The organism is Belnapia sp. (assembly GCF_059504005.1).
On sequence record NZ_JCACHU010000025.1, the window covers coordinates 1 to 22,986 of the forward strand.

The 22,986-nt window shown below is 70.1% G+C and carries 24 protein-coding genes, 1 tRNA gene and 2 pseudogenes; 8 read left to right on the top strand and 19 right to left on the bottom strand.

The features are described 5' to 3' along the window. Positions 1 to 207: 207 nt before the first annotated feature. Positions 208 to 411, top strand: a pseudogene (locus AC5JJ1_RS03915) (transposase); the annotation flags it as partial. Between the two features lie 102 nt (positions 412 to 513). Beyond that, entirely contained in the window at positions 514 to 1,254 is a 741-nt protein-coding gene (locus AC5JJ1_RS03920) for an IS66 family transposase (RefSeq protein ID WP_495783979.1), read from the top strand. Between the two features lie 120 nt (positions 1,255 to 1,374). Here AC5JJ1_RS03920 and AC5JJ1_RS03925 read toward each other — a convergent pair whose 3' ends face one another. The 14 genes and pseudogenes from AC5JJ1_RS03925 to AC5JJ1_RS03990 form a co-directional block, all read right to left on the bottom strand. Then, positions 1,375 to 2,049 carry a hypothetical protein gene (locus AC5JJ1_RS03925; RefSeq protein ID WP_495783808.1) on the bottom strand — a complete coding sequence of 225 codons (675 nt, stop codon included), beginning with the start codon at positions 2,047 to 2,049 and terminating at the stop codon, positions 1,375 to 1,377. Next, the gene (locus AC5JJ1_RS03930; RefSeq protein WP_495783809.1) at positions 2,046 to 2,537 is read right to left on the bottom strand and encodes a hypothetical protein; all 492 of its coding nucleotides are present in this window, start codon (positions 2,535 to 2,537) and stop codon (positions 2,046 to 2,048) included. Before AC5JJ1_RS03930 ends, AC5JJ1_RS03925 begins: the two co-directional genes overlap by 4 nt. Positions 2,538 to 2,781: 244 nt before the next feature. Continuing rightward, positions 2,782 to 2,919 carry a hypothetical protein gene (locus AC5JJ1_RS03935; protein WP_495783986.1) on the bottom strand — a complete coding sequence of 46 codons (138 nt, stop codon included), beginning with the start codon at positions 2,917 to 2,919 and terminating at the stop codon, positions 2,782 to 2,784. Between the two features lie 95 nt (positions 2,920 to 3,014). Then, positions 3,015 to 3,317, bottom strand: a pseudogene (locus tag AC5JJ1_RS03940) (transposase); the annotation flags it as partial. Beyond that, positions 3,308 to 3,529 (bottom strand): transposase, encoded by a 222-nt coding sequence (locus AC5JJ1_RS03945; RefSeq protein WP_495783810.1) that lies wholly within the window; start codon positions 3,527 to 3,529, stop codon positions 3,308 to 3,310. The pseudogene AC5JJ1_RS03940 and the gene AC5JJ1_RS03945, both read right to left, overlap by 10 nt. Before the next feature lie 87 nt (positions 3,530 to 3,616). After that, positions 3,617 to 3,691: transfer RNA gene (locus AC5JJ1_RS03950), tRNA-Thr, on the bottom strand. A 34-nt stretch (positions 3,692 to 3,725) separates the two neighbouring features. Continuing rightward, entirely contained in the window at positions 3,726 to 4,058 is a 333-nt protein-coding gene (locus AC5JJ1_RS03955; protein WP_495783811.1) for an FKBP-type peptidyl-prolyl cis-trans isomerase, read from the bottom strand. A 47-nt stretch (positions 4,059 to 4,105) separates the two neighbouring features. Then, complete coding sequence (locus AC5JJ1_RS03960) at positions 4,106 to 5,074, bottom strand: Bug family tripartite tricarboxylate transporter substrate binding protein (RefSeq protein ID WP_495783812.1); 969 nt, start codon at positions 5,072 to 5,074, stop codon at positions 4,106 to 4,108. A 5-nt stretch (positions 5,075 to 5,079) separates the two neighbouring features. After that, positions 5,080 to 6,054, bottom strand: a complete 975-nt coding sequence (locus AC5JJ1_RS03965; RefSeq protein ID WP_495783813.1) for a Bug family tripartite tricarboxylate transporter substrate binding protein — start codon at positions 6,052 to 6,054, stop codon at positions 5,080 to 5,082. Between the two features lie 64 nt (positions 6,055 to 6,118). Then, entirely contained in the window at positions 6,119 to 6,805 is a 687-nt protein-coding gene (rpiA, locus tag AC5JJ1_RS03970; RefSeq protein WP_495783814.1) for a ribose-5-phosphate isomerase RpiA, read from the bottom strand. Next, positions 6,802 to 7,506, bottom strand: a complete 705-nt coding sequence (gene pgl, locus AC5JJ1_RS03975; RefSeq protein WP_495783815.1) for a 6-phosphogluconolactonase — start codon at positions 7,504 to 7,506, stop codon at positions 6,802 to 6,804. Before pgl ends, rpiA begins: the two co-directional genes overlap by 4 nt. Next, entirely contained in the window at positions 7,503 to 8,333 is an 831-nt protein-coding gene (locus AC5JJ1_RS03980; RefSeq protein ID WP_495783816.1) for a Cof-type HAD-IIB family hydrolase, read from the bottom strand. Before AC5JJ1_RS03980 ends, pgl begins: the two co-directional genes overlap by 4 nt. After that, positions 8,330 to 9,877 carry a glucose-6-phosphate dehydrogenase gene (gene zwf, locus AC5JJ1_RS03985; protein ID WP_495783817.1) on the bottom strand — a complete coding sequence of 516 codons (1,548 nt, stop codon included), beginning with the start codon at positions 9,875 to 9,877 and terminating at the stop codon, positions 8,330 to 8,332. The genes AC5JJ1_RS03980 and zwf overlap by 4 nt, the downstream gene beginning before the upstream one ends. Before the next feature lie 99 nt (positions 9,878 to 9,976). Then, positions 9,977 to 12,295 carry a glycoside hydrolase family 15 protein gene (locus tag AC5JJ1_RS03990; protein WP_495783818.1) on the bottom strand — a complete coding sequence of 773 codons (2,319 nt, stop codon included), beginning with the start codon at positions 12,293 to 12,295 and terminating at the stop codon, positions 9,977 to 9,979. Between the two features lie 204 nt (positions 12,296 to 12,499). Between AC5JJ1_RS03990 and AC5JJ1_RS03995 the strand changes: the two genes are divergently transcribed. From AC5JJ1_RS03995 to rfbF, 3 genes are all read left to right on the top strand, one after another. After that, the gene (locus tag AC5JJ1_RS03995; RefSeq protein WP_495783819.1) at positions 12,500 to 12,970 is read left to right on the top strand and encodes a dTDP-4-dehydrorhamnose 3,5-epimerase family protein; all 471 of its coding nucleotides are present in this window, start codon (positions 12,500 to 12,502) and stop codon (positions 12,968 to 12,970) included. A gap of 292 nt (positions 12,971 to 13,262) precedes the next feature. Beyond that, positions 13,263 to 14,312, top strand: a complete 1,050-nt coding sequence (locus AC5JJ1_RS04000) for an NAD-dependent epimerase/dehydratase family protein (RefSeq protein ID WP_495783820.1) — start codon at positions 13,263 to 13,265, stop codon at positions 14,310 to 14,312. An 11-nt stretch (positions 14,313 to 14,323) separates the two neighbouring features. Next, complete coding sequence (rfbF, locus tag AC5JJ1_RS04005; RefSeq protein ID WP_495783821.1) at positions 14,324 to 15,094, top strand: glucose-1-phosphate cytidylyltransferase; 771 nt, start codon at positions 14,324 to 14,326, stop codon at positions 15,092 to 15,094. On the opposite strand, the gene AC5JJ1_RS04010 is transcribed toward rfbF, so the two are convergent. From AC5JJ1_RS04010 to AC5JJ1_RS04020, 3 genes are read right to left on the bottom strand one after another with little or no spacing between them, the layout of a single operon-like run. Next, the gene (locus tag AC5JJ1_RS04010) at positions 15,091 to 15,777 is read right to left on the bottom strand and encodes an SDR family NAD(P)-dependent oxidoreductase (protein ID WP_495783822.1); all 687 of its coding nucleotides are present in this window, start codon (positions 15,775 to 15,777) and stop codon (positions 15,091 to 15,093) included. The two genes, rfbF and AC5JJ1_RS04010, sit on opposite strands and share 4 nt — an antisense overlap. After that, a complete protein-coding gene (locus tag AC5JJ1_RS04015; protein WP_495783823.1) occupies positions 15,774 to 16,703 on the bottom strand; it encodes a hypothetical protein in 930 nt (309 codons plus the stop codon). Before AC5JJ1_RS04015 ends, AC5JJ1_RS04010 begins: the two co-directional genes overlap by 4 nt. Then, on the bottom strand, positions 16,700 to 18,070 hold the full coding sequence (locus AC5JJ1_RS04020) for a DUF4910 domain-containing protein (protein ID WP_495783824.1): 1,371 nt from the start codon (positions 18,068 to 18,070) through the stop codon (positions 16,700 to 16,702). Before AC5JJ1_RS04020 ends, AC5JJ1_RS04015 begins: the two co-directional genes overlap by 4 nt. 278 nt (positions 18,071 to 18,348) lie before the next feature. Between AC5JJ1_RS04020 and AC5JJ1_RS04025 the strand changes: the two genes are divergently transcribed. Both AC5JJ1_RS04025 and AC5JJ1_RS04030 read left to right on the top strand, forming a co-directional pair. Then, on the top strand, positions 18,349 to 19,632 hold the full coding sequence (locus AC5JJ1_RS04025; protein WP_495783825.1) for a methyltransferase domain-containing protein: 1,284 nt from the start codon (positions 18,349 to 18,351) through the stop codon (positions 19,630 to 19,632). A gap of 19 nt (positions 19,633 to 19,651) precedes the next feature. Then, positions 19,652 to 20,653 (top strand): glycosyltransferase family 2 protein, encoded by a 1,002-nt coding sequence (locus AC5JJ1_RS04030; RefSeq protein ID WP_495783826.1) that lies wholly within the window; start codon positions 19,652 to 19,654, stop codon positions 20,651 to 20,653. A gap of 287 nt (positions 20,654 to 20,940) precedes the next feature. Here AC5JJ1_RS04030 and AC5JJ1_RS04035 read toward each other — a convergent pair whose 3' ends face one another. Together AC5JJ1_RS04035 and AC5JJ1_RS04040 are read right to left on the bottom strand one after the other, a co-directional pair. Beyond that, entirely contained in the window at positions 20,941 to 21,708 is a 768-nt protein-coding gene (locus AC5JJ1_RS04035; protein WP_495783827.1) for an SDR family oxidoreductase, read from the bottom strand. 31 nt (positions 21,709 to 21,739) lie between these two features. Next, a complete protein-coding gene (locus AC5JJ1_RS04040) occupies positions 21,740 to 21,910 on the bottom strand; it encodes a hypothetical protein (RefSeq protein WP_495783828.1) in 171 nt (56 codons plus the stop codon). Between the two features lie 196 nt (positions 21,911 to 22,106). On the opposite strand from AC5JJ1_RS04040, the gene AC5JJ1_RS04045 reads away from it, so the two are divergent. Continuing rightward, positions 22,107 to 22,985, top strand: a complete 879-nt coding sequence (locus AC5JJ1_RS04045; RefSeq protein WP_495783829.1) for an SDR family oxidoreductase — start codon at positions 22,107 to 22,109, stop codon at positions 22,983 to 22,985. The last annotated feature ends 1 nt before the right edge of the window (position 22,986 follow it).

Here is a 22,986-nt window from a genome sequence, read left to right on the forward strand (position 1 = left end):
GTGAAGTTGGCCATTCGTCAGATCAGGTCAAGACAATGAGGGCCGCCTCAATAACGCGAGCTCTCAGCTCATCATGTACATCGGCCTGCCCACTCTTTGCGCTCCCGGTGCCCCTCGTCCCGGATGGTCGCACCATACGCCGGGACACCAAGGCCGTCCCAGCCGGACGAGGCAGGCACCGAGGTCTACATACCAGTTACCAACGCTACCAACGCTATAGAGTCGCTCAATGCCAAGCTGCGCCGTGCGGTGCGAGCGCGCGGCCACTTCCCACACGATGACGCCGCGCTGAAGCTGCTCTTTCTCGTGTTGAACCGCGCGTCCAAAGATTGGAAGATGCCGCAGAAGGAGTGGAGCGCTGCCAAGGCACAGTTCGCCATCCTCTTCCAGGACCGCTTTGCCATCACCTGATCAACGCCGCCCCACACAAAATTCCTGACAGTCTCGCGCAGGCCGACGCCGAGCTGGGAGCCTGAGATCGCCGTGTAGCCCCTTGCGCCGACGCGGCGCCGTCTGAGGGGCGAGCATCCGCAGCGGCGCCTGCGCGACTTCCAGGGTATCTTGCAGGCCGACGCCTATACGGGGTTCGACGCCCTCTACGAGAGCGGCCCTGTGGTCGAGGCGGCGTGCTGGACGCATGCGTGGCGCTACTTCCACGGCGAGTTGCTGGCGAACGGCAGCTCGCTGGCGCGGGAGACCATCGAGCGCATGCAGCCGCTGTTTGCAATCAAGACGGAGATCCACGACCAGCCGCCCGAGGTGCGCGTCGCCGCCCGCCAAGCCCGCTCGGCTCCAATGATGGCTGGCCTGCACGGCTGGTTGGAGGCGACGCTGCGGCGGATCTCCGGCAAATCGAACCTGGCCAAGGCCATCCGCTACACGCTGGCGCAGTGGAGCGCGCTGACGGCGGTGCTGCGAGACGGCCGCGCCTGCCTGTACAACAACGCCGCCGAACGGCGGGTAGGGCCCCTGCCGCTGGGGCAGAAGAACGACCTGTTCGCCGGGTCGCTCGAAGGGCGGCAGGCGCGCGGCGATCCCCTGCACTCTGGTCGGCACCGCCGAACTGAACAGCTGGGACCCGCAGGCCCACCTGCACGTGCTGCTCGACCGCATCGCCGATCACCCGACCAACCGGATCAGCGAACTCACGCCATGAAACCTCCGGCCCGACGCAGCCTGACCTCCCTCACGCTGCTGGCGCCGCAGCGGCCGATGCACGCTTACGGTGTCTCCCCTGATCGGAGTTTGCTTTAGATCCAGGACAGGTCCCGCGCAGGTTCGGTAAGCGTCCTTCAGCGCATGGGTACGATACGCTGAGGCATGAGGCCGCATGACTCCAGTTGCACGCCAGACGGCCATACCATAGGCGCGCTGTTATCGTTGCAAGCGCCGTCGGACCTCTGCCCTGGACGAGGCCTGGGAGCGCTGTCGCCCAACTCTCCGGCGAATTTCGGCAAGGAAGGGCAGATCGATTGCGACCTTCACGGTGGCCGCCACCGCCAGAGCGGAGAGCGCTGCCTTTGACACGAGCCCCATGGTTCCGTCGATCAGCAATGCGTGGACGACGCTGCCTACCACGATTCCCAAGGCGAGGCCGACGTGACAAACGCGCCAGACCAGCAGCCTCCAACGCAGCCGCCCGCGTAGGACGGCGAGCAACGCGGAAGCGAGCACCGCCCAGGTTGCAAACACGCCCCAAGCGGAAAACGGCGTCGGCGACCGAAGCAGAAGGGCGTCCAAGACGTCGGGCGGGCTGGTCAGCCACAGAGCACCGACATGAACCAACACCGCCGCCACAAGCCCGGCGCCTACCCAGGCATGCACCCGCCGTCCGAGCCGCGCGCGCAGCCCTGGCAGGTATCCCCCCGCGAGCAATGGCTGGAGAAGGAGCAGTCCCAGCGCGACCACCCCCGCGAACCCAGCCGCGATATAGACCGGATCGCGCCATGCGAGCAGCGGGCTGCGCGCCGCGATGGCGGCCGGCACGACCAGGGCGGTGGCCAGGGCGGCCCAGATCAGGACCGACCGCAGGGACCTCGCGCCGGTCACGCCCGCCGCAGAACGAAATCCGCGCTCAGCCTTGTGTCGCTGGCGCTCCGCATCACGGGCCGGAGGAAGACTGTCTCGAAGCCGTTGCTATCGTGCTCCGCGTCGTAGGCCAGGTGCCCATGCGCCTGCCCGAAAGCGGGGATGATCTGTGGCATCTCCATCCGAAACACGCCATTCGCGTCCGTCAGCGTAGCGCCGTGGCTGTGCGGGTCGCGCTCGTGCCCTTCTGTCGTGTGCGCCCAGATCTGGATGCGCACACGCGGCAGCGGGGCGCCGTCGCCCGCTCGCCGGACGGTGCCGGTCATCAGGAAGCCACCGCTGCCGATGCGCTCCACGAAAGGTGCGCCGGGCAGGTAGTTATTCGCGCCGCCTCGCATCGTGGGCGTCGGGGCGAGGCCCTGCGCTCGCAGCGGGCTGACAAGGCCGGATGCGGCGGTCGCAGCGGCAGCGAGGAGAAGGGTACGGCGAGCCTTGGGCGCTTGGGTCATCGTAATTTGTCCTTTCGACCATACTGGGCGTCCTTGCCAATCGGCTTCGCTTCCGTTGCAGGAAGCGGCGAGTTGCGTCGGATCGGCACACCAAGACGGTGATGTAGGAACACGATGCACCCCGTAAAGCACCCTTCGCTTCCGGGCGTGGACTTCGGCGGCGCGAGACCTGCGGCCACGGACCTATGATGGGCGCTGTTGCGTAAATCAGCGTGAGGACGTGTTTCGGTCTTTGATGCCTTGATCAGGCGCAGGCGGCCGTATTGGGCATGCCAAGGGCGTTGAAGGTGTTCAGGATGGCACAGCGGATCTGCACCTCGGCGATCTGACGGGCGGGGTCGCGGGCTGCGACGCGCTCGCCCAAGCGCTTGAGGCGGGACATGGCGGTCCGGCGAGGCTACGCCGGAGATAGCCGCTCCACCGCTTCCAGAGCCGTCGGCCGAGATGCCTGGTGGTGCGGAGTGTCTCGTTGTGCGCCGTCGCTCCGGTGGTTCTCACCTTCCACCGCTTGCCGTTGCGCCGGGGCGGCACGACCAGGTCGGCCTGTCGGGTGACGGAGGCCTTGTAGACGCCGCGGGTATCGTAGGCGCCGTCGCCACTGATCACCTCGATCCGCTCCGCTTCCGGCAGCTGCGCCAGCAAGCCCGGCACGATCTCGCCGTCATCATGCCGGTGGTCCGTCACCTCCACGGCCCTGACCTCATGGCTGTCGGCGTCAACCACGAGGTGGACCTTGCGCCACACCCGCCGCTTGTCGGCCCCGTGCTTCCTCACCTCCACTCGCCCTCGCCCAGCACCTTCAGGCCCGTGCTGTCGATCACCAAGTGCAGCGGCCCGCCCCGTGGGCGGCAAGGGATCTCCACGGTCAGATCCTTCTGCCGCCGCGAGAGGGTGCTGTAATGCGGCACCTGCCAGTTTAGGGCAGCCAAGCGGATCAAGCTTCCCGCCATGCCCTGAGCCGCCCGCAGCTGCAACTGGTACAGAACCTTCAACGCCGCGTCTTAGTGGCGATGGCCTGCAAGACTTCCAGTAGGTAACAGGCAGATTGTGCCCCCAATGTGCCCCCGTTTATCGAAAACTGGTGCCGGGTGAGGGATTTGAACCCCCGACCTTCTGATTACAAATCAGCTGCACTACCCCTGTGCTAACCCGGCCCTTGCGGCTGCTTACCAGACGCGGATGCGGTGGTCAGCCCACCCCGAGCAGCTCGACGTCGAAGACAAGGGTTGCATCGGGCGGGATGACGCCGCCCGCGCCGCGGGCGCCGTAGCCGAGCTCGGGCGGAATGGTCAGCCTCCGCTGGCCGCCGACCTTCATTCCCTCCACCCCCCGGTCCCAGCCGGCGATCACATGCCCGGCACCGAGCTCGAAGCGGAAGGGCTGACCCCGGTCGCGCGAGCTATCGAATTTGCGGCCTTTGTTCTCCGGCTGGGAGGAGTCGAAGAGCCAGCCCGTGTAATGCACCTCGACGGTGTGGCCGGCCGTGGCGGTGGCGCCGGTGCCGAGCTTCTGGTCGGTCATGCCGTGTTCCTTGCTTGCGGCCGGGGATCATGCACCGGGCGCGCCGGCTAATCCACCCTCGCCCCCGAGGCGCGGATGAGGGGCGCCAGCCGCTCCTTCTGCGCCACGCGGTAGCTGGCGATCTCCTCGATGCCGGTCCACCAGGGGCTGGCGCCGAGATCCTGGTAGGCACGGACCAGCCCGGGGCTCTCCAGCGCCTGCCTGGTCAGCGTCGACATGCGCTGCACCACCGCGGACGGCAGCCCGGCCGGGCCGCAGACGCAGGTCCAAGAGACGACGTCGAAGCCCGGCAGGAACTCGCCGATCGCCGGGATCTCCGGCGCCACCGGGCTGCGCACATCCGAGGTGACGGCCAGCGGCCGCACCTGGCCCTGGCGGGAAAGGGAGAGCGTGCCGGGGATGTTGTCGAACATCATCGAGATCCGCCCGGCGACGAGGTCGAGCTGCGCCGGCGCGCTGCCGCGATAGGGCACATGCACCATCTCAACGCCAGCGAGCTGCTTGAACATCTCCCCCGCCAGGTGAAGCGTCGTCCCCGACCCCGCCGAGCCGAAGCTGTATTGGCCCGGCGCCGATTTCAGCAGGGCGATCAGCTCCGGCACGCTCTGCGCCGCGACGCCGAGATGCACGGCAAGCAGATTCGGCAACTGCCACAGGCCGGAGACCAGGGTGAAGTCCCGCTCCGGATCGAAGGGCAGGCTGCGGTAGAGCGTCGGCGCGATGGCATGCGAGGCAATGCCGCCGAGCCCGATCGTGTAACCGTCGGGCGACGACTTGGCGATCGCGTCCGCCCCGACATTGCCGCCGGAGCCGCTGCGGTTCTCAACCACGAATTGCTGGCCCGCGATCTCCGACATCCGCGCGCAGTAGATGCGGGAGAGCGTGTCGGTCGGCCCGCCCGGCGGATAGGGGTTGATGTAGCGCACCGGCCGGTTCGGCCAGTCGCCGGACTGGGCGAGCGCCGGCGCGGCGAGGGCGGGCAGCAGGCCGAGCGCGGCGCGGCGGGAGAGGGCCATGACGGTCACTCCACCTGCGCACCGGCGGCGCGGATGACGGGGGCGAAGGCCGCCTCGTTGGCGGCGCGGAAGGAGGCCAGCTCATCCGGCCCGGCGATCCAGGGCGCCGCGCCGTTGTCCTCGAAGCGCGCGACGAGGTCGGGGCTCTCCAGCGCCTGGCGGGTCAGGGCGGCGATGCGGTGCACCATGGGTGCCGGCAGCCCGGCGGGTGCCACGACCGATCCCCAGGAAGTGATCTCGAAGCCGGGCAGGAATTCCGCCATGGCCGGGATGTCGGGCGCCTGCGGGCTGCGCTTCGCTCCGGTGACGGCAAGCGCCCTCACCTTCCCCTCCCGCGCCTCCTGCAGGGCCTGGGGAATGTTGTCGAAGATCATGTGCACGCGGCCGGCCATCAGGTCGACATGCGCCGGCGCCCCGCCGCGATAGGGCACGTGCACCATCTCGAGCCCCGCCTGCGCCGCGAACATCGCGCCCGAGAGATGCACGGTCGTGCCGGAGCCGGAGGAGGCATAGGTGAACTTGCCCGGATTGGCGCGCACCAGCGCGATCAGATCCGGCACCGTCCGCGCCGGCACCGCCGGATGGACGACGAGCATGTTCGGCAGCTGCCAGAGGCCGCCGATATAGGTGAAGTCCCGCAGGGGGTCGAAGGGCAGCCGCTTGTAGAGCGTCGGCCCGATCGCCAGCGGCGCGACGCTGCCGAGGCCGATGGTGCGGCCATCCGGCGCGCTGCGGGCGATGGCTTCCGTCCCGATGTTGCCGGCCGAGCCGCTGCGGTTCTCGACGATGAACTGCTCGCCGGTGATCTCGGAGATCTTCTGGCACCAGAGGCGGGAGAGGATGTCGGTCCCTCCCCCCGGCGGGAAGATGCCGATGAAGCGGATCGGGCCCGGCGGCCAGTCGCCCCGCTGCCCGAGGGCGGGCGCGGCGAGCCCCGCCGCGACCAGCCCCAGTCCCGCACGCCGCGTGATCCGCGCCATACCCGGCCCTCCCGACCTTATCGTTGCGGGGAGTGTAGGGGCAGCGCGGCGCCGTCCGCCAGCGTCAGCTGCCGAGGGTCACGACCTCGCCATCCTGCCTGCCGACCAGCACCTGCGGCCGGAGGCCGAGGAAGAGGCCGGTCTCCACCACGCCCGGGATTCCGAGCAGCGCCTGGTCGAGCGCGGCGGCATCGGCGATGAGGCCGGTCGCGCAGTCGGCGATGAGGTGGCCGCCATCGCTGCGGAAGGGCGCGCCATCCGCCCCCTTGCGAAGCGCCGGGCGCAGGCCGAGCTCGGCCAGCCGCGCGAGCGTCCTCCGCCAGCCGAAATCGACCAGCTCCACCGGCAGCGCCCCGCGGCCGAGCTGCGGCACCAGCTTCGACTGATCGACGACGATCACCAGGCGCCGGCTGGCGGTCGCGACCATCTTCTCCCGCAGCAGCGCGCCGCCGCGCCCCTTCAGCAGGGCGAGGGAGCCCTCCTCCACCTCATCCGCCCCATCGATGGCGAGGTCGAGCGGCGCCTCCTCCAGCTCCACCAGCGGCAGGCCGAGGCGGCGGGCGAGCGCGGCCGTCCCATCCGAGGTCGGCACGCCGCCGGCGATCCGCAACCCGGCCGACAGCCGTGTCGCCAGCGCCTCCACCACCAGCACGGCGGTGGAGCCGGTGCCGAGGCCGACCAGCATGCCCGGCTCGACCAGCGCCACCGCGGCCTCGGCGGCCCGGCGCTTCTGGCGGTCCTGCCCGATCATGCGCCGGCCGCCGCCCGGTCGGCGAGGATGGCGACCGGCCCGGCCGGGCCGAGCCCGGCCGCGGGCAGGGCGCGATCCCCGGCCCGGAGGCGGGCCAGGATCTCCCGCTTCTCCTCTCCCGCGACGAGGAAAGCGGCGGCGCGGCTGCTGTTCAGCGCCGGGTAGGTCAGGGTGATCCGCGGCTCCGGCTTCGCGCCGAGGACGGCGAGCACCCAGGCCTTGCGCTCCAGCAGCGCCGGGTTGCCGGGAAAGAGCGAGGCGGTATGCCCATCCGGCCCGAGGCCGAGGAGCTGGATGTCGAAGAGCGGTTCGCCCGGGCGGGTGTCGGCGAAGCGCCGCAGCTCGGCCTCGTAGCGCGCGGCGGCGGATTCGGGCGTGCCATCGGTCGGGACCGGGTGAATGTTGCCGGGCGGGATGGGCACGCGATCGAGCATCGCCCGCCGCACCATGCCCTGGTTGCTGTCCGGATGGTCGGGCGGGACGAAGCGCTCGTCGCCCCAGAAGAGGTGGATGCGCTCCCAGGGCATCCGGCCCCGCCACTCCGCCGAGGCCAGCCGCTCATAGAGCCGCTTCGGGGTGGAGCCGCCGGAGAGGCCGATGGAGACCGCCCCCTCCCGCGCTATGGCCTGCTCCAGCAGCCAGGCGGCGGCCCGCTCGGCCAGCGCCTCCGCATCGGCCACGACCTCCGCGCGATGCATCATGCCGGCCTCTCCTCGCCCCTGGCGCGGGGGAGGATGATGTCGCGCACCGCGGCGGCGAAGCCGTCCGCGTCATTCGCCAGCGTGACCGCCGCGGCGCGGGCCTGCACCGCGGGCGGGGCATTGCCCATGGCGATGGCCAGCCCGGCGACGCCGAACATCGGCAGGTCGTTCGCCATGTCGCCGATGCAGGCCGTCTCCTCGGGCGGGACTCCGCAGAGCTGGGCGAGGGCCAGCAACGCATGGCCCTTGTCCGCCTGCGGATGCGTCACGTCGAGATAATAGGTCTGGGAGCGGTGGATGCTCGCCTGCGCGCCAAGCTCCGCCTGCAGGCTCGCCTCGCATTCGGCGAGGAGCGCGGCATCGGGCGAGGCGCCGACCAGCTTGCCGGCGCGGGCGATGAAGGGGTCGAAGCTGTCCACCCGGCGCGGGGCGAAGCCGATTGTGCGCTGCTCATGCGCGACGTAGTGGCCGTCCGGGTCCTGCACCAGCCACTCGCCATCGGCGAAGACCCAAGCGTCGATGCCGCGCCGGGCGAATGCCGCGAGCGCGGCGCGGGCCGCCGCCTCCGGCACCGGGCGCTCGGCCAGGCTGCGGCCCTCGCTGTCGAGGATGACGCCGCCGTTGAAGCCGGCCACCGGCGTCCCGAGGCGGAGCTGCGCCGCGAGCGGCGCGATCCCGCGCGGCGGCCGGCTGCTGACCAGGGCGAGCGCCACGCCGGCCTCGCGCAGCCGGGCGGCGGCCTTGATGGTCGCCGGGGTGAGGCGCTTGTCGGTCGTCACAAGCGTGCCGTCGACATCGGAGACGAGCAGGCGGATCGGGGCGGTCATGCGAGCTTCAGCCAGTGCCTGCCGTCGCGTGCCAGCAGCGCATCGGCCGCGGCCGGGCCCTCGCTGCCGGCGGCATAGGGCTCGACCTTGAGCGAGGCGTCGAGGATGGGCTGCACCGCGCACCAGCCGGCCTCGACATTGTCGGCGCGCTGGAACAGCGTCGCATCGCCGGTCAGCACGTCATAGAGCAGCGTCTCGTAGCCCGTGCTCGGCATGGTGCGGAACCAGTCGCTGTAGCGGAAGTCCATCTGCACGCCGGAAAGCGTCAGGGTCGGCCCCGGCTCCTTTGCGCTGAGATGGAGCGAGATGCCCTCGCTCGGCTGGATGTGGATCACCATAAAATTCGGCGTCAGCCGGTCCACCGGCGTCTCGCGGAACATGGCGAAGGGCGCCTGCTTGAACTGGATGGCGATCTCGGTGCGGCGCAGCGTCATCCGCTTGCCGGTGCGGATGTAGAAGGGTACGCCGGCCCAGCGCCAATTATCGATCTGCAGCTTCATCGCCACATAGGTCTCGGTGGCGCTGTCGGGCGCGACATTCGGCTCGTCGCGGTAGCCGGGCACCGGCTGGCCCTTCAGCGTGCCCGCCGCGTACTGGCCGCGCACCACGTCGCGGGCGAGCTCCGCGGGGCCGAGCGGGTGGATGGCCTGCACCACCTTCGCCTTCTCGGCGCGCACCGCATCGGCGTCGAAGCTGTTCGGCGGCTCCATCGCCGTCATCGCCAGGAGCTGCATCATGTGGTTCGGCACCATGTCGCGCAGCGCGCCGGTCGTCTCGTAGAAGCGGCCGCGCTGCTCGACGCCGACCGTCTCGGCGGCGGTGATCTGGACATGGTCGATATGGTCGCGGCGCCAGAGCGGCTCGAAGATGCCGTTGGCGAAGCGCAGCGCCAGGATGTTCTGCACCGTCTCCTTGCCGAGGAAATGGTCGATGCGGAAGACCTGGCTTTCCTCGACCAGGCCGAGGATGCGGGCGTTCAGCTCCCGGGCGGAGGCGAGGTCGGTGCCGAAGGGCTTCTCGACGACGACGCGGCGGAAAGCCCCGCCCTCCTGCCGCATCAGCCCGGCCTCGGCCAGGCGCTCGATGATCGGGCCGAAGAAGCGCGGCGCGGTGGCGAGGTAGAAGACGCAATTGCCGTGGCCGGCGCGCTGGCGGATCTCCTCCAGCCGGGCGGCGAGGCGCTCATAGGTGGCGGCCTCCTCGAATTCGCCGGTGAGGTAGGAGAGGCGCCCGCGCAGCCAGCCCCAGGCGCGCTGGTCGATCCCGTCGGCCGAGAACTCGCCGCCCTTGTCGGCGATGAAGGACTGCATCGCCTCCGTCAGCTGCTGGCGATAGGCCTCGTCGCTCCGTTCGTTGTGGTCGAGGGCGATGACGTGGAAGCCCTCCGCCAGCAGCCCGGCGCCGGTGAGGTTGTAGAGCGAGGGTGTGAGCAGGCGCTTGGTGAGGTCGCCGCTCGCTCCGAAGATCACCAGGGTCGAGGCAGGCGCGGGCTCGGCTCGGGCCAGCACGGCGGGGTCGGGGCAAAGGCGGGTGTTCACGTCCATGCGTCGAATGCCCTCTGTCACGCTGGCCCAGGGGCGAGCGGCGGCGGATTGGGGCCCGGCCGCAGCGGCGCGGCAAGGACCTGTCGAGGGGCGTAACGGTCAGGCCCCGGCCGGGACGATGCGGACCTGGCGGTCCGGCCCGCCATCAATGGAGAAGGTGAAGCCCTCGCCCGCCGGCAGCGCCTTGGTCGGCAGGTCGGCGCAGTGGAGGCCGAGCAGGCCCCCCGCCGTCCGCGCCTCGCCGCCCGGATGCCAGCGGATCAGGGCCGGGGCTTCCAGCAGCAGGCGGAGGCCCTGGCCGGCGCGGATCCAGCCCACCGGCATCCGCTGGCTCCAATGCGCCCGCGGCGCCTGCGGCCGCCGGCCGCCATAGCGGAGCCAGACCGGCTCCGGCCGGTCGATCGGGCGGCCGAGGCGGAGGCTAGCGGCGAGCTTCATGGCCTCCGCATGCGCCCAGACCAGCGGCATGGCGGAGCCGGAAGGGCGGCCCGGGAACAGGAACTGGGCCGGGATCGGCGCCGCCTCCCAGACCTGCTCGGGCAGCAGGCCGAGGCGGCTGCCCATGCGCGCCATGGCCCGCAGCAGCGCGCGCGCCTCCGCATCCCGCCCGGCGGCGAGCTCGTAATGGCCGCGCTCGCCGGTCAGCAGCGGCCAGGGGCGGCCGCGTCCGGTGCCGTCGAAGGGGCGGCCATCCTCATGCTCGCCATAGCCGTCGCCGTTGTAGCGGTACCAGCTGGGGCCGGAGGGGGTCTCGGCCCGCAGCAGGGCGTCGATCAGGCGAACGGTGCCGGCCATCAGCGGGTCATCCGCCCGGCGCAGGCCGAAGCGGACCAGCTGCAACGGGTCGGTGCTGATCAGCGTGTCGGCCGGCACGAGGCATTCGCCGTCATGGTTGCGCACCGGGACGGCGTCGCGGATGCCGGCGCGGTCGGCGAAGACGGCGGGCGATGCGGCACGGACGTAGTAGGCGGGGATGCCATGCCGGGCCACGAGCTCGGGGTCGGCGCCGAGGCACCAGTCCTCGATGCGGCTGTTCCAGTCATCGGCCAGCAGCAGCAGGTCCCGCCGCGCCCCGGCCTCCAGCACCTCCGCGCCGCAGACCAGGGCGGCGATGGCGGCGGCGAGGGTGAAGGTGTTGACGCCCGGCGTCTCCTCCCAGCGGTCCTGGTCCGTCGCCGGGCCGTGCAGGAGGATGAAGCGCAGCGCCTTCCGGACCATCCCGACGGGCCGGATGCCGCCCAGCGCATCCGCCTCGGCCAGCGCCGAGGCGAGCAGGACGGGGAAGGCCGCCTCGTCGAGCTGGATGCCGGTCCAGTGCGCCTTGCCGCCCAGCCACTGGTTCTGCGCCCAGCGGCCATCCTGCTGCTGGGTGGCGATCAGGTAGCGGAGGATGTTCCGCGCCTCCTCCCAGCCGCCGAGGGCGAGCAGCGCGCCGGCGCTCTCCACCAGGTCGCGCGGCCAGACGAGGTGGTAGCCCCCGGGATCGTCCGTGCTGCTGCCCCAGGGGATGCTGAGGCTCGCCACCATGGCGCCGAGGAAGGTCTTGTCCTGGTGCACCCGCAGCACCATTGCCGAGACCTGGGCCGCCTCACGGAACTCGTCGGGGCAGGCGCCGGGGACGACATTGGCGGCCTGCCAGGCTTCCCAGGCCTCGACATGGCGGTGCCAGACGGCGTCGAAGGGCTGCAGCAGGGCGGAGAGGGCGAGCGTCGCCGCCGCCTCCGGCTCCGGCGCGAAGCCGAGGGCGAGCACGCCGGCCTGGCCGCGCAGCTCGCCGAGCAGGGCGACATTGCCCGGGCCCGCCTGGTCATACTCCCAGCGCATGGCGTCATGCGTGGCGAAGTCCTGCCAGCCGTCGCTGGTGCCGACATAGCCGGCGCTGGCACGCGCCCAGGCCTCGTCCTGCGTCGCCGGATCCGCCGCGGCGAGGGCCAGGGCGTGGCCGCCCTGCCAGGCCGAGAGCAGCACCCGGTCGCGCTCGCGGCGGATGGCGGCGGTGTTCCCCTCCCCCGTGCCGCCGCAATGCGGCGCGAGCAGCACGTAGAGGCGCAGGTCCGCATCGCCCGTCAGCACCGCCTCGACCAGCAGCACGTCGCGGTCGCGTTCCGGCGCGATGCGCAGCGCCAGCTCGAAGCGCGGATGCCGGTGCACCACCTGCACGGCCGGGATGCCGGGGCCGGCGGTCGCAAGGTTGTAGTCGGCATTCCGCTTCACCTCGGTCCAGAAGCCGCGGCCATCGGCGACGATGAAGCCGAGGTCGCGGATCTGCGGCAGGTCGACGCGCGGGTGGTAGATCTCGTTCACGATGCCGTAGCCAAGGGTGAACCAGAGGCGCGACGCGCCGATGGCGGTGCCGACGATGTCCTTCGCGCTGCTGGTCCAGCTCGGGCGGATGCCGGGGGCGCCGGGGGCGGTCATAGGGGCTGCTCCGTCATGGCGCCTTCAGGCTTAGCACCTGCCCTCGGCACAGGCGAGGCCGTGCGCCCTGGCCGGAGCGTGAATGGTTCCGGCCTGCCTTCCCAAGCAGAACCGCGCCTTGCGCAATATCGGGAGACGGGCGGTAGATCGTCCACCCCACGAACCTCGCCGGCGCCTTCGTCATCGAGCTTGTGCCGCGCGGCGATGCAGCGGCGCCCTCGCCCGCACCAAGTGCCGCGAGGAATTTGCCGCGCACGGGCTGGCCGGCGCCCTCACGCGGCAGAATCCCTCCGTCGCCGTCCAGGCGGGCACGCTGCGCGGGATGCATTCCCAGCGCGACCGGCGGCCGAGGCCAAGCTGATCCGCTGCGTGCGCCGCGTGGCGCAGCATGGCATCCTCGATCTCCGTGCCGGCTCGCCAAGCCTCATGCGGCACGAAGCCTTCACGCTGAGTGCCGCGAACGGGCGCCGGCCCCAGATCCCGCCCGGCTTCGCGCATGGCGTCCAGACACCGGCCGACGATGCGGAGTGGACCAATCCCATCCCCGCCCCCTGCACGCCTTCGGCCGGGGGCGGGCTGCCCCATGACGGCCCGCTGGTCGGCATTGCTTGGCCGATGCAAAAGGCAGGTGCCGCGCCGATCCTCCGCTACCGCAGCCCCGACATGGCAGCGTGATCGCCGGCCCGCCATGGGATCGCACCTGGGCAAGCGTGGCGGGCGACGCCCATTTCCTTGAAACCTGGATGGCGTGCGGCCATTCCCAGCCCGGAGCCGCATGGCTTGGCCGACATTTTCCGAAATTGCGGCGTGGCAAGCGCACATTTGCGCTATCGCATCATCCGCGAGGCCAAAATATTATGAAGCGTGCGATCCATGACTGGCGGGCTTGTTACATGAGTGCAGCTTAACTCTCTGATTATGTGCTGCTGCCGGCCCCTGGCCGTCCGACACTGATGCGAGCGAGAGCATGAAGGTCCTGATCACCGGAAATATGGGCTATGTCGGCCCCGTGGTGGTCCGCCACCTCCGCCGACGTTTCCCCGAGGCGGAGCTGATCGGCTTCGACAACGCCTATTTCGCCCACTGCCTCACCGGCGGTGCGGTGCTGCCCGAGGCCCTGCTGAACCGCCAGGTCTTCGGCGATGTCCGCAGCATCGATCCGGGCCTGCTGCAGGGCGTCGATGCCGTGGTGCACATGGCGGCGATCTCCAACGACCCGATGGGCGACCGCTTTGCCCGGGTCACCGCCGAGATCAACCAGGACGCCTCCGTGCGGATCGCGCAGCAGGCCGAGGCAGCCGGCGTCCGCAACTTCGTCTTCCTCTCGAGCTGCAGCGTCTATGGCGTCGCCGCCGGCCCGCCGCGGCGGGAGGAGGACGAGCTCAACCCCGTCACCGCCTATGCCGCCTCCAAGATCGGGACCGAGCGGGCACTCGCCGGCCTCAACGGCGACATGACCATCACCTGCCTCCGCTTCGCCACCGCCTGCGGCATGTCCGACAGGCTGCGGCTCGACCTGGTGCTGAACGACTTCGTGGCCGGCGCCCTCAGCCGTGGCGAGATCACCGTGCTCAGCGACGGCACGCCATGGCGGCCGCTGATCGACGTGGCCGACATGGCGCGCGCCATCGAATGGGCGGCGACGCGGCCGGCCGAGCGCGGCGGGCGGTTCCTCACCGTCAATGCCGGATCGGATGACCGCAACCATCAGGTCCGCGACCTGGCCCATGCCGTCGCCGCGGCGCTGCCGGGGACCAAGGTCTCGATCAACACCTCGGCGCCGGTCGACAGCCGCTCCTACCGCGTCGATTTCAGCCGATTTGCCGAGCTGGCGCCGGAGCACCAGCCGCAGGTGACGCTGGACGGTTCCATCCGCCACCTCGTCGATGGCATGCAGGCGATGCGCTTCGCCGACGCCGAGTTCCGGCACTCGCCGCTCATCCGCCTTGCGGTGCTACAGCAGCACCGGGAGGCAGGCCGCCTCACCGACGATCTTGTCTGGCGCCAGGGCGCCTAGGAGACCCCATCATGAAAGTCGTGCTGCTGGCCGGCGGGTTCGGCACCCGCCTGGGCGAGGAGACCTCCATTCGCCCGAAGCCCATGGTCGAGATCGGCGGCATGCCGATCATGTGGCACATCATGAAGATCTACGCGCATTACGGCTTCCGGGACTTCGTCGTCCTCGGCGGCTACAAGGTGCGCTACATCCGCGACTACTTCCTCCGCTACCGCGACGAGAACTGCGACTTCTCGATCGAGCTCGGCACCGGCAAGGTGCAGTGGCTCGAGGCGGTCGCCGAGAACTGGCGCGTGACCGTGCTCGACACCGGCATCGATACGATGACCGGCGGCCGCATCCTCCGCGCCCGGAAGCATATCGGCGACGAGCGCTTCTGCCTCACCTATGGCGACGGCGTCAGCGACGTGAACATCCGCCGCGTCATCGCCGCTCACGAAGCGACCGGCGCCTGGTGCACCCTCACGGCCGTGTCCCAGCCCGGCCGCTACGGCGCGCTGCGGCTCTCCGACGACGGGCATGTCGTCGGCTTCCGCGAGAAGGACGCGCGCGACGGCGGCCTCATCAACGGCGGCTTCTTCGTCTGCGAGCCGCAGGTGCTCGACCTCATCGACGGCGACAGCACCGTCTTCGAGGAGGGCCCGATGCGGCGCCTGACGGAGCTCGGCAAGCTCGGCAGCTACCAGCATGACGGCTACTGGCAGAGCATGGACTCGCTCCGCGACAAGCAGACGCTGGAGGCCCGCTGGGCGGCGGGCGCGCCCTGGAAGCTCTGGGACTAGCTCTTCCGCATGGGGCGCAGCATCAGCTGCGTCGCCTCGGCCGTGCGCGGCAGCCTCAGCATCGCCAGCACGGCATGGGCGACGTCGCCCGGCTGGATCAGCAGTTCAGGCCGGTAGTCGCGGCCTTCCATCTCGAAGATCGCCGCCTGCCGCTCGCTCGCCGTGCGGCCCAGATAGATCGACAGCACCCGCACCCCATGCTCGTTCACCTCGCCGCGCAGGCTGTCGGCGATGGCGCGCATCGCATGCTGCGTGGCGGCGAACTGCCCGACATCGGGCGCCGCATTCAGTCCCTGCGTGGAGTTGATGAAGACGATCTGCCCCTCGACCTCGATCAGGAAGGGCAGCAGGCTCCGAAGCAGCGCGTAGGGTGCGATGACATTGGCCATCATCTGCCGGTGCAGCATCTCGGCCTCGACCGAGCGGCTGTAGAAGCCGGAGCTGAGCACCAGCGTATTGAGCCGCCCTGCCTCGGCGATGCGGGCCTCGATCGCCATGATCGCTTCCGGCGTGGTCAGGTCGCCGGCCAGGACCTCGGCGCCCGTCTCCTCGCGCAGCCGGGCGGCGCGGCCGGCGTCGCGCCCATGCAGAACGATATCGGCCCCGGCCTCGCGCAGGGCGAGGCCGACGGCGCGGCCTATATGGCCTGTGGCACCTGTGACAAGGGCAAGCTCCCCTTTCACCGAGCCATCGCGAGATCTGGTGTGAAGACGAGGGTGCGCCCTTCGATCGCCGTGCCGTCGTCATAGAGCGTCACCACCTCCTCCGGCAGGCGGGAGAGGTCGGAGGCACGCAGGTAGTCGCGCATGGTCGTGCCGGTGGCGCGGGAATCGACATTGGGCGCGCCGCGCCGCGCTGCCGCGTCGCCGCGGTGCACGGTACGGAAGTCGATGCTGTAGCGCGCGAGGCCGCTGGTGTTCGGCACCGTCTCATGCAGCTGCGCGGCGGAGAAGAGGATGACGCCGCCCGGCGGCACCAGCAGGCGCAGGTCGCGCTCGGCGATCTGCTCGGTCAGCTTCGGCTGCTCGCGCGTGTCCTGCTTGACGTGCTGCGCGGCGCTGGCCCGGTTCTTGGTGTTCCACTCGTAGTAATTGTAGATCTCGGAGGTGTTGCCTACCGGCCGCCCGAAATACTCTGGATAGAAGGCAAGGCAGTTGCGCGTCTCGATCTCGAAGATCGGCAGCCACCAATTGATCTGCGAAGGCGGCGCCGAATACCAGGTGTCGCGGTGCGCATGGAAGGCATAGGCGATGCCGGAGGTGAGGTAGTGCGTCGGATAGGCGGAGCGCAGCCGCGGCACGTCGAAATAGGTCTCGTCGACATCGCCGCCGACGCCCTTGATGATCTCGGGCAGCAGCCGCTTGCATTCAGGGTGGTGGATGAAGGCCGGCTTCAGCTTGGCCAGCACCGCGGCGCATTCCTCCATCGACAGCACCTGATCGATGCGGCGCGGGTCATGCGGCGCGAAGGCCTCGGCGATCATGCCGCGGGCCAGCTCCGTCAGCGCCCGGGTCGCCGGCATCGGCGAGTAGATGAAGATGTCGCCGCGATAGAGCGCCTCGCGCCGCTCCTCGTCGCTGCAACGCACATCGTAATGGACGGCGCTCATGCCCGTGCTCTCCCCGGTTCGGCCGAATTATCCGGGGCCGTGGCGCCCTCGGCAAATGGACTTGCCGTGACGAGCAGCCCCGCCGCTTCCGCAGCCGCAGCCGCGGCGCGGATCTCGGCGAATGCCAGGCCGGCCCGCTCGGCCATGTCGAACAGGCTGTGCCGCCCGTCGGCGAGGTTCAGCACCCAGAGCAGCGCCATCTGCCCATAGCCTCGCCCTGCCGCCGCAGGCCCGGTGCCGCCGATCGGCGCATAGAGGCCGCGCCGGCCGAGCTGCGGCTCGCCATGGGGCGCGGTCGAGACCGGCACGTAGTCTTCCTCGAGCACCTCGGCGATGGCGGCAAGGGCGGCGAAGGACCGGGCGAGGTGCTCCGGCCGGACGAAGTCGAGGTTGTCGGCCGAGCTGTGGTATTCCGGGAAGGTCCCGTTCGGCGAGCGCATGAGGCAGCCGACCGGCAGGTCGAAGCCGGGCGAGCAGTATTGCCGCTCGTCATAGCCATAAGGCGAGAAGGGCAGCAGCCGGTTCTCCGGCGATTCGTGCCGCAGCACATGCGCGGCGACGCGGTCGATCATCGCATCGCCGCGGCGCGAGGCCTTGTAGCTGATCGGACCGCCGTCCCCGAGGCAGGTGAGCACCAGCCCATGGGCAATCCGCCCCAGCCGATCGCGGTTCTGCGCCAGCCAGGCAAGCGAGCCGATGGTGCCCGGGATGAACAGGAAGCGCCAGCTCAACCGCCGCCTGCGGCTGCCCAGCAGCCGTGCGAGCTCGAGCCCTAGCGCGATGCCGGAGAGGTTGTCGTTGGCGAGGGACGGGTGGCAGCTGTGGATGGAGACCAGCACCTCCGCCTCGCTTTCGCCCGGCAGCAGGCATTCGCCGAAGGACAGCGAGCCTTGCTTCATATCCGTATCGATATGTACGCGATACGCTTCGTCCTGCAGGCTCTCGCGCAGCCGGTGCGGCAGGCAGAAGCCCCAGCTGTCGCTGTAATAGGCCGTGCGGTAGGGGATGAGCTCCGGCTGGTCCGGGATGCTGTGCAGGTGGCGCTGCAGGTCAGCCAGCGGCAGCACCGCGTCGATGGCGCGACTGTACTGAAGCAAGTGGAGGTTGTGCTCGGCGAAGTCGACGACGGTCGAGCCGTCGAGCCGGCGGATCCAGGCGCTGTGGGGCACCCATTCGCGCGGCACCGTCCAGTCGAGGACCTGCGTGCCGCTCGGCACCTCGCGGATCTCGAGCGGGATGCGCGCGGCGATGTAGCGCAGCGTCTCCCGCAGCCCTGGGCCGGTGATGCTGCGGCAGGTCGGGAAGAGAGCGGCGCAATGCGCGTGCAGCGCCGCGCCGTCCCCGACGGGTCCGTCCTTAACCATCATGTATTACGTCCGTTTCGTTACAACCAGGAGTACCCGGTTTTGCGGCGGCAGCGTAAAGGGTGAAAATAATGTTAGATACGTTTGGCCTGGCGAACCTTTTTCAAGGTGCGGTGAGCGCACGGCGTTGGGAGAACATCCTTCTGCGCATATCTGCAATGTTAACTGGAGACGAGGTAAGGTCCCGGCGATGATGCCCCAGGCCGGTAGGGAGGCAAGAGGCTCGTGAGTACATCGATGATGGCTGCCGTGCCGTGTTGCGCGACGGGGACTTGATACGCATGGACGGCTCCATTTCAGCGCCGGTCGCAGCCACGCTTCGCGCCAATCTCCCTACAGGCCCTGCCTGCCGCTGCTGCGGCGCGCCGCTGCACGAGACCTTCGCCGATCTCGGCCTGACACCGCTGGCGAATTCCTACGTCGTCCCGGCCGACGCGGCGCGGATGGAGCCATTCTACCCGTTGCACGCTCTGGTCTGCTCCGACTGCCGCCTGGTGCAACTTGCGGAGTTTGAAAGCCCGCAGGCGATCTTCTCGGAGTACCGCTACTTCTCCTCGGTCTCCGAGGCCTGGCTCCACCATGCCGAGACCTATGCCGAGCGCATGGTGGCGCGCTTCGGCCTCGGTGCCGGGACGCCGGTGGTCGAGGTTGCTAGTAATGACGGCTACCTGCTGCAGTACTTCGCCCGGCGCGGCATCCCCGTGCTCGGCATCGATCCGGCGGCCAATGTCGCCCGAACCGCCATTGCCCGCGGCATCCCGACCGAGATCACCTTCTTCGGCGCAGCGGCGGCGCAGCGGGTGCGCGCCGCGCATCCGCAGCCGATTCTGATGGTGGCCAACAACGTGCTCGCCCATGTGCCGGACCTGCACGATTTCGTCGAAGGCTTCCGCATCCTGCTCGCCCCGGGCGGGGTCGCCACCCTCGAATTCCCGCATCTTCTGCAGCTGATGCAGCATGGCCAATTCGATACGATCTACCACGAGCATTTCTCCTACATCTCCCTCCTTGTCGCCGAGCGCATCTTCGCGCAGCACCAGCTCACCGTCTTCGACCTTGAGGAGCTGCCGACGCATGGCGGCTCGCTCCGCCTCTTCGTGCGCCACGCGGTGGATGCGGCGAAGGCGGTAACGCCGGCAGTCGAGGCGATGCGGTTGCTGGAGCGCCAATACGGCCTCGAAGGGCCGGCGGCCTATCGCGGGTTTGCCGAGCAGGTGGTCGAGAGCAAGGCTGCGCTGCTGGAATTCCTGCTAGAGGCCCGCCGCCTGGGCCAGCGCGTCGTCGGCTATGGGGCGCCGGCCAAGGGCAACACCCTGCTCAATTACTGCGGCGTGGGTCCGGAGCTGCTGCCCTTCACCGTCGACCGCAGCCTGCACAAGCAGGGCCTGCTGCTGCCCGGCACCCGTATCCCGATCCGCGCGCCGGAAGCGATTCTTGAGGAACGGCCGGATTATGTGCTGATCCTGCCCTGGAACCTTCGCGACGAGATCGCTAATCAGATGGCCGGCATCCGCGCCTGGGGCGGGCGCTTCGTCGTGCCAATCCCGCGCGTCGAGATATTTTAGCAACCGGCGGAGGCCGTTTATGATGTCCAAGGTCTGTGCCGTCGTTCTCACCTACAATCGCCGTGCCCTGCTGGAGGAGTGCCTGCAAGCCGTTGCGGCACAGAGCCACGCCTGCGACCGCATCGTCGTCGTCGACAATGCCAGCTCGGACGGCACTGCGGAGATGGTGGCGGAGCGCTGGGCGGGCCGCGTCGACCTGCATGTGCTGCGCGAGAACATCGGTGCTGCGGGCGGCTTCAATCTCGGCATGCGCCTCGCCTACCAGACGGGCGCCGACTACATCTGGGTCATGGACGACGACGTCCTGCCGGAGCCGGATGCGCTGGCCGCCCTCCTCGTCGCGGGGAAGACGCTGGAGGGGCGGGGGATCAGCCCTGCCTACCTCACTTCCCTCGCCCGCGCCCCGGGCGGCGAGGTCACCAACGTGCCGGAGCTGGACCGTCGCCCCAATGCCCTCGCCTACGAGAACTGGCCGGACCTGCTGAACCACGGCCTGGTGCCGGTGACACGCGCTGCGCTCGTCTCCAACCTCTTCCCCCGGGCGACGCTGACGCGGCACGGCCTGCCCATCGCCGCGATGTTCATCTGGGGGGAGGATTCGGAATTCACCCTGCGTGTCAGCCAGGACCGGCCCGGCTACCTGGTCGGCGCCAGCCGCGCGCTGCATGTGCGCCAGCTCGCGGGGGTGCTCGACATCCGGACCGAGCGCAACCCGGCCCGCATCAACTACCACTTCCACCGCATCCGCAACGACGTCTTCATGAAGCGGCGCTTCGAGGGGCCCCGCGCGGTGGCGCGGCTGATCCGGCGCCAGGTGAAGCTGGCGGTGCAGCTCCTCCGGGAGCAGGAATTCGCCAAGGCGCGCATTGTGCTGCGCGGCCTGGCTGCCGGCCTGTCCTTCAACCCGACGGTCGAGGCGGCGGATGCGCCCTGCACCATAGCCGGTATCCGCCACGTCGCCGACGCATTGCCGGTGCTGGATGAGAAGGCCTTCCCGAAGGACCTGCGCCCGGCGGTCTAGGCGAGGGCCCGTCCGGGCCAGAGTTGGCCCGGCTCCAGCCATGCAGGATGATCAAGGGCTCTGCCCGTCACGGCAGGCGGGGCGTGGAGATCTTACCGCCTTGGCCGGGTTGGGCGGAATTCAGACTGCATGCGCTAGCGCCGGGGGCCTAAGCTCGGTCCCTGCCGGTCATGACGTCGCCATAGGGAGCGTCCTCCGCCAGGATGGCAAGGAGGCGCGCATCGGGCAGGATGAAGCTCGTCGGCCGCCGACGCCATAGCGAAGCGGGTATAGCGGCAATCACCGCCTCAGCGTCCGCCGCTGACCGGCAGCAGCGCGCCCGTGACATAGCCGGAGGACGGGGAGAGCAGCCAGAGCACCGCCTCCGCCACCTCCTCGGCACTGCCGCCGCGGCCCATCGGCACGCCCGCGGCCATGCGGGCGACGCGGTCCGGCAGGCCGGCGGCGGCGTGGATCTCGGTATCGATCAACCCGGGATTGACGGCGTTCACCCGGATGCCCTCCGCGGCCAGTTCCTTCGCAAGGCCGAGGGTCAGCGTATCCACCGCCCCCTTGCTGGCGGCGTAGTGCACCCATTCCCCGCCGCCGCCGAGGCCGGAGGCACGGGAGGAGATGTTAACCATCGCCCCGCCCCGGCCGCCATGGCGCGTCGACATCCGCCGGATCGCCTCGCGGCTGCAGGCGACGAGGCCGAGGAGATTGATGCGCAGCACCTCCTCCCAGACCGCATCCGGCGTCTCGTCCAGCCGCCCGGCCGGGCCGGTGATGCCGGCATTGTTCACCAGCGCATCCAGCCGGCCGAAGCGCCCATCGAGCTCGGCGAAGCAGCGCGCCCGCCCCTGCGCCTCGGCGACATCCGCCTGGAGGGCGACGACGGTGGCGCCCGCCGCCCGCGCCGCCTCGGCCGTTGCCTCGGCCCGGGCCGAATCGGTACGATAGGTGAAGAGGATGTCGTGGCCTTGCGCCGCGCCCAGCCGCACCACGGCGGCGCCGATGCCGCGGCCGCCTCCGGTGACGAGCAGGACAGGGCGGCCGGAGGGGGAGGGTGCGCTCATCCCGCAAGCCTGCCGCCTGATCGCGCCCGGCTCAAGTCACTAGCCAGCCCAGGGCGAGCACGATGCCGATGAGCAGGGCGACCGCGCGCAGGACGTGCAGGATTTCGGCACGCATTCCTTCGGGCCCGGGGCTCCCGCGCGGGGTGGTCCTGGGCTCCGGCTTGGTCCGGCCAACGGCCTTGGCGGCGCTTCGCGTGGCCATGGGAATCCTCCGCGAGATCGGCGACGGGCTGAAGATGCGGGCCACATCACCGCGAGACCGCCAATCCACACGCCAAGCCCGCAAGATTCGTTACGCCACAGGATTGCGCGGACATTCGGGGATGCGGCGGGCGTCCTGGCCGGGGCGGCACGGCTCGGGCAGTCTCCCGGGGACGCATCGAGGGAGGGATCCAGCCATGTTCCGAGACGACCTCTTCGCCGGCCAGCGCGTGCTGGTCACCGGCGGCGCCACCGGCCTCGGCCGCATGATAGCCGAGCGGCTGCTCTCGCTCGGCGCTGCGGTGGAGCTCTGGGGCCGCCGTGGCCCGGTGCTCGCGGAGGCGAGGGCGGCGATGGAGGCGCAGCATCCCGGCCGCGTCGCCACCCGCACCGTCGACATCAAGGACGCCGAGGCAGTGGAGGCCGCGGTCGCCGCCGCCTGGGACGAGGGGCACGGCTACACCCACCTCATCAACAACGCCGCCGGCAATTTCGTCAGCCGGACGGAGGATGTCTCGCCGCGCGGCGTCCGCGCCGTCAGCGACATCGTCTTCCACGGCACGCTCGCGGTGACGCAGGCGGTCGGCAAGCGCTGGATCGCGGCGAGGGATGGCGGCCATGCCGTCGTCTCCATCACCACCACCTGGGGCCGCACCGGCGCGCCCTTCGTCGTGCCCTCCGCCATGTCGAAGGCGGCGATCGACGCGATGACGCGCTCCCTCGCCGTGGAATGGGGCCGCTACGGCATCCGCCTCAACGTCATCGCCCCCGGCACCATCCCGACCGAGGGGATGTATGCCCGCCTCCGCCCCGGCGACAACGACCCGACGGCGAAGGCGGCCGCCAACAACCCGCTGGGCCGCGTCGGCAATGCGGAGGATATCGGCAACCTCGCCGCCTTCCTCCTCGCCCCCTCCTGGATCAATGGCGAGTGCATCGCCCTCGATGGCGGGAGCTGGATGATGAATGGTGGCGGCTTCCGCGACCTCTTCGCCTATGGTGATGCCGAATGGGCCGCGGCGCGGGAGCGCATCGCCGCCCGCAACGCGGCCGACAAGGCCCAGAGGGGAGGCTAGA

Excerpts from the sequence above, each read along its gene's own strand:
- AC5JJ1_RS03930 (WP_495783809.1), bottom strand. The coding sequence starts at position 2,537 with ATGACCCAAGCGCCCAAGGCTCGCCGTACCCTTCTCCTCGCTGCCGCT.
- AC5JJ1_RS03935 (WP_495783986.1), bottom strand. The coding sequence starts at position 2,919 with ATGTCCCGCCTCAAGCGCTTGGGCGAGCGCGTCGCAGCCCGCGACCCC.
- AC5JJ1_RS03955 (WP_495783811.1), bottom strand. The coding sequence starts at position 4,058 with ATGACCGACCAGAAGCTCGGCACCGGCGCCACCGCCACGGCCGGCCAC.
- AC5JJ1_RS03960 (WP_495783812.1), bottom strand. The coding sequence starts at position 5,074 with ATGGCCCTCTCCCGCCGCGCCGCGCTCGGCCTGCTGCCCGCCCTCGCC.
- AC5JJ1_RS03965 (WP_495783813.1), bottom strand. The coding sequence starts at position 6,054 with ATGGCGCGGATCACGCGGCGTGCGGGACTGGGGCTGGTCGCGGCGGGG.
- rpiA (WP_495783814.1), bottom strand. The coding sequence starts at position 6,805 with ATGATCGGGCAGGACCGCCAGAAGCGCCGGGCCGCCGAGGCCGCGGTG.
- pgl (WP_495783815.1), bottom strand. The coding sequence starts at position 7,506 with ATGATGCATCGCGCGGAGGTCGTGGCCGATGCGGAGGCGCTGGCCGAG.
- AC5JJ1_RS03980 (WP_495783816.1), bottom strand. The coding sequence starts at position 8,333 with ATGACCGCCCCGATCCGCCTGCTCGTCTCCGATGTCGACGGCACGCTT.
- zwf (WP_495783817.1), bottom strand. The coding sequence starts at position 9,877 with ATGGACGTGAACACCCGCCTTTGCCCCGACCCCGCCGTGCTGGCCCGA.
- AC5JJ1_RS03990 (WP_495783818.1), bottom strand. The coding sequence starts at position 12,295 with ATGACCGCCCCCGGCGCCCCCGGCATCCGCCCGAGCTGGACCAGCAGC.
- AC5JJ1_RS03995 (WP_495783819.1), top strand. The coding sequence starts at position 12,500 with ATGCAGCGGCGCCCTCGCCCGCACCAAGTGCCGCGAGGAATTTGCCGC.
- AC5JJ1_RS04000 (WP_495783820.1), top strand. The coding sequence starts at position 13,263 with ATGAAGGTCCTGATCACCGGAAATATGGGCTATGTCGGCCCCGTGGTG.
- rfbF (WP_495783821.1), top strand. The coding sequence starts at position 14,324 with ATGAAAGTCGTGCTGCTGGCCGGCGGGTTCGGCACCCGCCTGGGCGAG.
- AC5JJ1_RS04015 (WP_495783823.1), bottom strand. The coding sequence starts at position 16,703 with ATGAGCGCCGTCCATTACGATGTGCGTTGCAGCGACGAGGAGCGGCGC.
- AC5JJ1_RS04020 (WP_495783824.1), bottom strand. The coding sequence starts at position 18,070 with ATGATGGTTAAGGACGGACCCGTCGGGGACGGCGCGGCGCTGCACGCG.
- AC5JJ1_RS04025 (WP_495783825.1), top strand. The coding sequence starts at position 18,349 with ATGGACGGCTCCATTTCAGCGCCGGTCGCAGCCACGCTTCGCGCCAAT.
- AC5JJ1_RS04030 (WP_495783826.1), top strand. The coding sequence starts at position 19,652 with ATGATGTCCAAGGTCTGTGCCGTCGTTCTCACCTACAATCGCCGTGCC.
- AC5JJ1_RS04035 (WP_495783827.1), bottom strand. The coding sequence starts at position 21,708 with ATGAGCGCACCCTCCCCCTCCGGCCGCCCTGTCCTGCTCGTCACCGGA.
- AC5JJ1_RS04040 (WP_495783828.1), bottom strand. The coding sequence starts at position 21,910 with ATGGCCACGCGAAGCGCCGCCAAGGCCGTTGGCCGGACCAAGCCGGAG.
- AC5JJ1_RS04045 (WP_495783829.1), top strand. The coding sequence starts at position 22,107 with ATGTTCCGAGACGACCTCTTCGCCGGCCAGCGCGTGCTGGTCACCGGC.